The sequence below is a fragment of the Mycobacterium sp. genome (genome assembly GCF_035653355.1).
Lineage (GTDB): Bacteria > Actinomycetota > Actinomycetes > Mycobacteriales > Mycobacteriaceae > Mycobacterium.
The window spans coordinates 1-7,513 of the sequence record NZ_DASRBZ010000166.1; the positions used below are offsets into that span (position 1 = coordinate 1).

Sequence of the window (7,513 nt, forward strand, 5' to 3'; positions counted from 1 at the left end):
GCGAATCTCGCGCAGCAAGCCGTCGATGCGGGCCGCGTCGGCCCGGGGCCCTGGCATCCGCAACACCATGCGCTCGCCGCCGCGCTGAATCAGATAAAGGGTGTTCTGAGAGCCGCCGCTCAGCGGCTCTAGCACGGGCAACTCCCCGTCGCCGGGCGCGTGATGGGTGTCCAGCCAACGCCCCAAACCACCGGGGTCGCGTAGGGATCCACCCGCCAGCGCCACTTGCACACCTCACTCTCACACTGGAGAATAGCATTCTCCACAGCTGACGGGAACCTCGCGTACGGGCTATTAACTTGAGCAGGGCGGCGAAGCTGCGGTGTCATCGGCCGGTTGCGAACCCACTGCGTGCAGAAGCCGCTTGAATTCCCGCCGCTCGGTAGCGGTGAGGTGGGCCAGGAGTCGCTCGTCGGCAACATGCACCGCCGCTTCGGCGCGCTTCAACAGCGCTCTGCCCTTGCTGGTCAGCCGGGCCGGCAGCGCGCGGCCGGACGACACCGTATCTGGCCGTGTCACCGCCCCCATGTCCTGAAGCCCGCGCAGCACCAGGTTCATCGCCTGCGGTGACACATTCGTGGCGCGGGCGAGCTCGGCGCTGGATTGTCCGGGGAACATCGACAGAATTCGCAGGCACACGAATTCCGGTAACCCGAGCCCTAGTGGTCCCAGCTCGGCCATCACCTGCGGCCGCAGCACCGTCATCACGCGATAGAGCAGATAGCCCAACGGCTGGTCCTCGTACTCGTTCATGTCAAACATATTGACATATATCAAGTGGGTTGATAGACAGGTTGCCATGACTCAACCAGTAGATTTCGAATTCGATGACGTTTACCGCGGAGAATCCGCGCGCCTGGGGCAGGGGGTGCGCCCACCGTGGAGCATCGGCGAACCCCAGCCGGAGCTGGCGGCGTTGATCGAGGCCGGCAAGTTTCACGGCGACGTGCTCGATGTCGGCTGCGGGGAAGCCGCGATTTCGCTGTATCTCGCTGAGCGGGGCTACACCACGGTCGGGCTGGACTCCTCACCGACCGCCATCGACTTGGCCCGCCGTGAGGCGGAAAAGCGCGGCCTGACCAACGCCAGCTTCGAGGTGGCCGACATCAGCTCGTTCACCGGCTATGACGGACGGTTCGGCACCATCGTCGACAGCACCCTGTTCCATTCCATCCCGGTCGAGGCACGAGAGGGATACCAGCAGTCGATTGTCCGCGCCGCCGAACCGGGGGCGTCGTACTTCGTCCTGGTTTTCGATAAGGCCGCGATCCCCGAAGGTCCGCCGTTTGCGGTCACCGAAGACGAACTCCGACAGGTGGTCTCGAAGTACTGGGTGATCGACGAGATCAAACCCGCCCGCATCTACGCCAATTTCCCAGAAGGCATCACCGGGATTCCGGGTGCGCCTCAGATGCAGTTGCGTGACGAGCCCAACGGCCGCAAGTCCGTTGCGGCCTGGCTGTTATCGGCACACCTGGGCGGAGGCAGCTAGGAGCGCTCCGGTTTATGGGCGCTCAGGAGAAAGCCGGGGAGCAGCACATGGCCCTGGTTGTCGCGTTGGGCGTCCAGGAACTGATCCCGCGGAAAATTCCGCTCGCTGTCGTTGGCGTAGATCTTCGCGGGGCGGATCTCGTCGACCTGCCATAGCGTCGAAACCGCCTCGCGCAGCTCCGTTTCGGTGAAGCCGTGCGGGCCGGGGCGATCCCCGGTGTCCTGGTCGCCGAATGCCCCGGCAGCGAAAGCCAAAATATACAGCGCTGCTCCGGGCGCGGCGGCCCGAAAGATCGATTGCAGATAGCCCTGGCGTTTGTCGGGCGGCAGCGAATGCAGACACCCGCTGTCGAAGATCGTGGCGAAGCGGCTGTCATAACCAGTGAACGAGGCAATGTCCGCAACGTCGAAGGTGGCGTTGGTCAGCCCGCGTTTCGCGGCCTCCCGGCAGGCTGCCTCGATAGCGGTGGGTGATGAGTCCAGGCCCACCACGGTATAGCCCCGCGCCGCCAGAGCGAGCGAAAGCGCGGCGTGACCGCATCCGGCGTCGAGCACGTCGCCGCGTACCTTGCCTTGATCGATCAGAACCGCCAACTCGGGCTGCGGCTGTCCAATGCTCCACGGTGGCGGCACATCGTGCCGGTACGCGGCATCCCAATCCATTGCCGGCTGCGTCATGCCTCCTCCTAAAGGTCTGAGCCTCACGGGCAATTGGGCGCGGGCCGATGCTAACGCCGACCAGAAGGGTGGGATATGCATGTTGCCCGCCTACGCGCGATTGTGAAGCCGAAAATCGCTCGAAGGCGGGCAAACTGCATACACCCTGACAGGGTCTTCACCGGCAGTCGCCCCTTGAGCTGCTGCGCTCAAATGGCGCGCCGTATGAATTAATGGCTGGGTTCATCACACGACGACGGGAAGACGATGCAGCTGCTTCTGGTCCGGCATGCCTTGCCACTTCGGAGCGAACCCGGCCAGGGATCCGACCCGGAGCTGTCCGACGAGGGGCTTGCCCAAGTCGCGCGCCTGCCCGACGCTTTGGCCAGGTACCCGATCTCGCGCATAGTGAGCAGTCCGCAGCGGCGCGCTATCCAGACCGCAGAACCGGTCGCGGCGGCGCGCAATTTAGGCGTAGATGTCGATGACCGCTTCGCGGAATACGACCGCGACCTGCCGGTGTATGTTCCGATCGAGCAAATCCGTGATGAGAATCCGCAGGAGTGGGCTCGCATGGCGGAGGGGCATCCGCCCAGTTCGGTCGACGAACACGCTTTCCAAGCCCGAGTCGGCGCCGCTGTCGGTGACGTCGTCACCGCTGCCGATCACGAGGACACCGTGGCAGTGTTCAGCCATGGCGGGGTGATCAATGTGGTGTTGCACCAGATCCTGGGAACCAAGCGGCTGCTCTCGTTTCCAATCGACTATGCATCGGTGACCCGGCTGCTGTTCTCGCGCTCCGGTCAGGCCACCGTGGTGACGGTCAACTGCACTGAACACGTGTGGGACTTGCTGCCCCGGAACAGGCGGCGATGACTCGCCGCTAGCGACGGGTCATGAGGTCTCGCTTGGCCGCGCGGCGAAGCTGATAAATCCGCCCCGTGCCGACGAGCACGGTGATCAACCCGCCGCACACCGCTGCAAACAGGATCGCTACCCCGAGCGGCAACGTCCACCGCCAACCGAGAAACGCAAACTGCGCAGATGCGGTGTTTTGGGCGATGAAGATCAGCAGGATGATCAGAATCAGCATGCCAACCGCCAGCGCCGCCCACAGCGCGGCAGCGCGGGTGAACCGGACCGACTCGGGCGTGGACGGTGCCGCAGGCACCTGGCCGGCGGCTGGCGTCGTGGGATGTGGCTGCTCGGGCGATGCAGGGCGATCGCTGCTCATGCTGCCATCTTTCCCCTTCCCGCACAGAATGAAACCAAACGAGCCGGAAACCCTGGCCGCACGCCAGCTCAGGGCGCCGGCACATAGTTTCTGCGGCTAATGTCGGCTGATATGACGATCCTGCTGCGGCGCACGCGGGGCGCGATGGCGGCATTCGTCGTGCTGGCATGGCTCGTGGCCGCATGCGGCAACCCGAACCCCCTCGGGGCGATGTCGGGCAGCATGAAATCCATCGTCATCGGCTCCGCCGACTTCCTGGAGTCAAAGCTCGTCGCCGAGATCTACGCACAAGCCTTGCAAGCCAACGGCTTCGACGTGGGACGTCGGCTAGGGATCGGCAGCCGCGAGACCTATATTCCGGCATTGAAGGACCATTCCATCGACTTGGTGCCCGAGTACATCGGTAACCTGCTGCTCTACTTTCAACCCGATGCGATGGTCACCATGCTCGATGCCGTCGAGCTAGAGCTGTACAAGCGGCTGCCCGGCGACTTGTCGATTTTGACGCCGTCACCGGCCTCGGACACCGACACGGTCACGGTCACTGCGGCGACCGCCGCCATGTGGGACCTGAAAACGATCGCCGACCTGGCGCCGCATTCAGCGGAGGTGAAGCTGGCCGCCCCGTCGGCGTTTCAGACCAGACCGGCCGGATTGCCGGGGCTGCGACAGAAGTACGGGCTTGACATCAGCCCCGCCAACTTCGTCGCGATCAGCGACGGTGGGGGACCGGTGACCGTGCGGGCACTCGTGGACGGCACCGTCACGGCCGCCAACATCTTCAGCACCTCGCCGGCCATTCCGCAGAACCACCTGGTGGTACTGGAGGACCCCGAACACAACTTCCTCGCGGGAAACATTGTGCCCCTTGTGAATTCACAAAAAAAGTCCGATCACCTCAAAGACGTCCTGGATGCGGTGTCGGCCAAGCTGACCACCCGCGGCCTCGCCGACCTCAACGCATCGGTATCGGGTAACGCCGGAGTCGACCCCGACGAGGCAGCACGGAAATGGGTGCGCGACAACGGCTTCGACCACCCGATCAGGCAATGACAGCGCGATTGGGCTCGACGTGATCAGCTTCGAGAAGGTCACCAAGGTCTACGGCGACGGCACCGTGGCCGTGGACAACCTGACCCTCGAGGTACCGCGCGGCGCGCTGGCTGTCTTCGTCGGACCGTCCGGCTGCGGCAAGACCACGTCGATGCGGATGATCAACCGGATGATCGAGCCGACCTCCGGCACGGTGATGGTCGACGGCGCCGACGTCTCCACCGTCAACCCCGTGAAGCTGCGACTCGGCATCGGCTACGTCATCCAAAACGCCGGGCTGATGCCCCATCAGCGGGTGATCGACAACGTGGCCACCGTGCCGATACTCAAAGGCCAGTCCCGCCGGGCAGCGCGCACAGCCGCCTACCAGGTCCTCGAACAGGTCGGTCTGGACACCAAGCTAGCGACCCGCTATCCCGCGCAGCTCTCCGGCGGCGAACAGCAGCGCGTCGGGGTGGCCCGGGCGCTGGCCGCCGATCCGCCGATTCTGTTGATGGACGAACCGTTTTCCGCCGTCGACCCGGTGGTTCGCAGAGAGTTGCAACGCGAAATCCTTCGGCTGCAAAGTGAATTGCGCAAGACCATCGTGTTCGTCACACACGACATCGACGAGGCGGTCCGGCTGGCGGATTTGGTGGCGGTGTTCGGGCCCGGCGGCTCGCTGCAGCAGTACGACGAACCGGCGCGGCTGTTGTCGCGTCCTGCCAACGATTTCGTCTCGCGCTTCGTCGGTCTTGGCCGAGGCTATCGGTGGCTGCAGTGCCTTGACGCAACGGAGCTGCCGCTGCGCGATATCCAGCGGATCTCCGAGTCCGACATCGGTGACCCCCCGCTGCTCGACGGCTGGGCGCTGGTTGTCAATCCCGAGGGCGCGCCGGTGGGCTGGATCAATGCCGACGGTGTGCAGCGCCACCAGCGCGGCGCGTCGTTGCCCGAGAGCGTGACCCCCGTCGGATCACTGTTCCGTCCGGACGGAAATCTCAGCCAAGCGCTGGACGCCGCGCTGTCATCACCGTCGGCGATCGGGGTGGCCGTCGACAACGCCGGCAAGGTGATCGGCGGCGTCCTGGCCGCTGACGTGCTGGCCGCGGTGCAACCCCAGCGACAGGGATAACCGTGCACTATCTGATGACGCATCTCAGCGCCGCGTGCGCCCTGACCGTCATCCATCTGCGGCTGTCGCTGATTCCGGTGCTGATCGGTTTGGCGATCGCGCTGCCGCTGGGCGTGCTGGTGCAGCGCAACACAGTGCTGCGCCGGCTGACAACCGTCACCGCCAGCGTCGTATTCACGATCCCGTCGCTGGCGCTATTCGTGGTACTGCCGTTGATCATCCCGACCCGCATCCTCGACGAAGCCAACGTGATCGTCGCGCTGACCCTCTACGCCACTGCGCTATTGGTGCGCGCGGTGCTCGAAGCGCTCGACGCGGTGCCGGCACAGCTACGTGACGCTGCCACCGCTGTCGGTCACAGCGCGATCCGCCGGATGTTGAAAGTCGAACTGCCGCTGGCTATCCCGGTACTGGTGTCAGGTGTGCGTGTCGTTGTGGTCACCAATATCTCGATGGTCTCGGTGGGTGCGGTGATCGGCATCGGCGGGCTGGGCACCTGGTTCACCGAGGGATATCAGGCCAACAAGAGCGACCAGATCGTCGCGGGCATCATCGCGATCTTCGCACTCGCGGTCGTCCTCGACATGCTGATCATGCTGGCCGGCCGGCTGGCCACGCCGTGGGAGCGCGCGTCACATCCCGGCAGGCGACGCCAGGTCAGAGCACCGATCGTTGGCGGGGCTCGATGAATTACCTGACTCAGGCACTGTCCTACCTTTTCACCGCCGACAACTGGCTCGGGCCGGTCGGGTTGGCGGCCCGCACCCTCGAGCACTTAGAGTACACCGCCGCGGCTGTGGCCGTTTCGGCGGTGATCGCCATCCCGATCGGGATGATCATCGGGCACACCGGTCGCGGCACGCTTGTGGTGGTGGGCATCGTCAACGGGCTGCGCGCCTTGCCAACCTTGGGTGTCCTACTGCTGGGGGTGTTGTGGTGGGGGTTGGGTCTGGGGCCGCCGATCGTGGCGCTGATGCTGCTGGGTATCCCGCCACTGCTGGCCGGAACTTACGCGGGCATCTCCAACGTGGACCGCACCGTTGTCGACGCCGCGCGGGCCATGGGCATGACCGAAACGCAGGTGCTGCTGCGCGTCGAGGTGCCTAACGCGCTGCCGCTCATCGTCGGAGGCTTGCGCACGGCAACGCTTCAGGTGGTTGCCACCGCGACGGTGGCGGCCTACGCCAGTCTCGGCGGGCTGGGCCGCTATCTGATCGACGGCATCAAGGTGCGCGAATTCCACATCGCGGTCGTGGGTGCACTGATGGTGGCCGCGCTGGCGCTGATACTCGACGCCGCGCTGGCGTTTGCCGTGTGGCTGTCAGTTCCCGGCACCGGTCGGCTCAGCAGGCCTCGAATGAACGACCGACGCACGCCCCAACGGCCGATCGGTGACGGGTTGAGCGGCGAGTCTGAGCCGGTGCGCGCCCCCGGATGAAGTGAGGTCGCCACCGGGCTGCACATCAGAAGACCGGTCGCTTACCGTATACGGGTGAACCGCGCATCGGATGCCACGCAGAAAGTCTGGTCGGCAATGCTGACCTGGCGTGCGCACGACGCCTCGCGGATGGAGTCGGTGCGAGTCCAGTTGTCGGGCAAGCGAATTAGAGCCAACGGGCGCATTGTGGCGGCCGCCACAGAAGCAAACCCCGCGTTCGGTGCCTACTACGACTTGCAGACCGACGAGACCGGTGCCACCAAGCGGCTCGGCCTGACTGTGACGCTGGCCGAGCGGGAACGTCAGCTCTCCGTTGCCCGTGACGAAGAGAACATGTGGCTGGTGACCGATCACCGCGGCGAGTCGCGCCATGCCTTCGACGGTGCCGTGGACGTCGACGTGGTGTTCAGCCCGTTCTTCAACGCGTTGCCGGTTCGCCGCTGCGGCCTACACGAGCATGCCGAGTCGATCACACTGCCGATGGTCTACGTGTGGTTGCCGGAGATGTCGGTGGACGCGGCGTCGG

10 protein-coding genes and 1 pseudogene are annotated in these 7,513 nt (G+C 65.1%); 7 read left to right on the forward strand and 4 right to left on the reverse strand.

The genetic code is table 11. From position 1 onward, the window contains the following. Together VFA16_RS05390 and VFA16_RS05395 are read right to left on the reverse strand one after the other, a co-directional pair. Nucleotides 1-225 (reverse strand): annotated as a pseudogene (locus tag VFA16_RS05390) (acyl-CoA dehydrogenase); the annotation flags it as partial. A 69-nt stretch (nt 226-294) separates the two neighbouring features. After that, the gene (locus VFA16_RS05395) at nt 295-762 is read right to left on the reverse strand and encodes a MarR family transcriptional regulator (protein WP_324966826.1); all 468 of its coding nucleotides are present in this window, start codon (nt 760-762) and stop codon (nt 295-297) included. A gap of 37 nt (nt 763-799) precedes the next feature. Here VFA16_RS05395 and VFA16_RS05400 point away from each other — a divergent pair, with 37 nt between their 5' ends. Then, nucleotides 800-1,492 (forward strand): class I SAM-dependent methyltransferase, encoded by a 693-nt coding sequence (locus VFA16_RS05400; RefSeq protein WP_324966827.1) that lies wholly within the window; start codon nt 800-802, stop codon nt 1,490-1,492. Here VFA16_RS05400 and VFA16_RS05405 read toward each other — a convergent pair. Next, nucleotides 1,489-2,169 carry a class I SAM-dependent methyltransferase gene (locus tag VFA16_RS05405; RefSeq protein ID WP_324966828.1) on the reverse strand — a complete coding sequence of 227 codons (681 nt, stop codon included), beginning with the start codon at nt 2,167-2,169 and terminating at the stop codon, nt 1,489-1,491. The two genes, VFA16_RS05400 and VFA16_RS05405, sit on opposite strands and share 4 nt — an antisense overlap. A gap of 246 nt (nt 2,170-2,415) precedes the next feature. Here VFA16_RS05405 and VFA16_RS05410 point away from each other — a divergent pair, with 246 nt between their 5' ends. After that, nucleotides 2,416-3,024 (forward strand): histidine phosphatase family protein, encoded by a 609-nt coding sequence (locus tag VFA16_RS05410; protein WP_324966829.1) that lies wholly within the window; start codon nt 2,416-2,418, stop codon nt 3,022-3,024. Between the two features lie 7 nt (nt 3,025-3,031). Here the strand turns inward: VFA16_RS05410 and VFA16_RS05415 are convergent, their stop codons facing one another. Next, the gene (locus VFA16_RS05415) at nt 3,032-3,382 is read right to left on the reverse strand and encodes a LapA family protein (protein ID WP_324966830.1); all 351 of its coding nucleotides are present in this window, start codon (nt 3,380-3,382) and stop codon (nt 3,032-3,034) included. Between the two features lie 111 nt (nt 3,383-3,493). Between VFA16_RS05415 and VFA16_RS05420 the strand changes: the two genes are divergently transcribed. The 5 genes from VFA16_RS05420 to VFA16_RS05440 form a co-directional block, all read left to right on the forward strand. Next, nucleotides 3,494-4,435, forward strand: coding sequence for an ABC transporter substrate-binding protein (locus VFA16_RS05420; RefSeq protein WP_324966831.1), 942 nt, complete (start codon nt 3,494-3,496; stop codon nt 4,433-4,435). 19 nt (nt 4,436-4,454) lie between these two features. Next, a complete protein-coding gene (locus VFA16_RS05425) occupies nt 4,455-5,549 on the forward strand; it encodes an ABC transporter ATP-binding protein (protein ID WP_324966832.1) in 1,095 nt (364 codons plus the stop codon). Between the two features lie 2 nt (nt 5,550-5,551). After that, entirely contained in the window at nt 5,552-6,238 is a 687-nt protein-coding gene (locus VFA16_RS05430) for an ABC transporter permease (RefSeq protein ID WP_324966833.1), read from the forward strand. Then, nucleotides 6,235-6,987, forward strand: coding sequence for an ABC transporter permease (locus tag VFA16_RS05435; protein ID WP_324966834.1), 753 nt, complete (start codon nt 6,235-6,237; stop codon nt 6,985-6,987). Before VFA16_RS05430 ends, VFA16_RS05435 begins: the two co-directional genes overlap by 4 nt. A 96-nt stretch (nt 6,988-7,083) precedes the next feature. Beyond that, on the forward strand, nt 7,084-7,513 hold a 430-nt coding region (locus VFA16_RS05440), incomplete at its 3' end, for a putative glycolipid-binding domain-containing protein (RefSeq protein WP_324966835.1).